Below are 652 nucleotides of genomic sequence, written 5' to 3' on the forward strand. Positions count from 1 at the left end.
GTACGAGCACGCGCCGTGCGGCTATCTGTCGACGCGGCCGGACGGCACCATCGTCAGGGTGAACAACACGTTCGTCGAGTGGGCGGGTGTCTCGCGCGACGTGCTGATGACGGGCACGAAATTTCAAACCCTGCTCACCATCGGGTCACGCATCTATTACGAGACACACTACGATCCACTGCTGCGGATGCAGGGCGTTGCCAACGAGATTGCGCTCGAGGTGGTGCGCGACGATGGGCGCATTGTTCCGGTGCTGGTGAACTCCAGCCAGAAGCGCGGCCCGGACGGCAGGCCGCTGTTCAATCGAATCACGCTGTTCGATTCCACCGATCGGCGGCGGTACGAACGGGAGTTGCTGGTGGCCAGACGCAAAGCCGAGCAGGTGGCGCAGGACAAGGCGCATCTGCTGGCGATGTTGAGCCACGACATTCGCAACCCGCTGAATGCCGTGATGGGGGTCGTGCAGCTGCTCGATCGCAGTGCGCTGACCGATCATCAGCGCCGATTCGTGCGCCTCCTCAAGTCGTCTTCGGAAAACATGCTGAACCTGCTCAATCGTGTCCTCGATTTGAGCAAGGCGGAATCCAGCAGCTTCGCGCTGGTCGAAACCGCGTTTTCGCTGCCGTCGGTGGTTGAAGACGTCGTGTCCATA

Annotated in this window: 1 protein-coding gene; it reads left to right on the forward strand. The window is 61.3% G+C overall.

From position 1 onward, the window contains the following. The coding region (locus I6F37_RS38385) for a histidine kinase dimerization/phospho-acceptor domain-containing protein (RefSeq protein WP_225154125.1) at positions 1–652 on the forward strand (652 nt) is incomplete at both ends.

The organism is Bradyrhizobium sp. NBAIM08 (assembly GCF_020193935.1).
Classification (GTDB): domain Bacteria; phylum Pseudomonadota; class Alphaproteobacteria; order Rhizobiales; family Xanthobacteraceae; genus Bradyrhizobium; species Bradyrhizobium yuanmingense.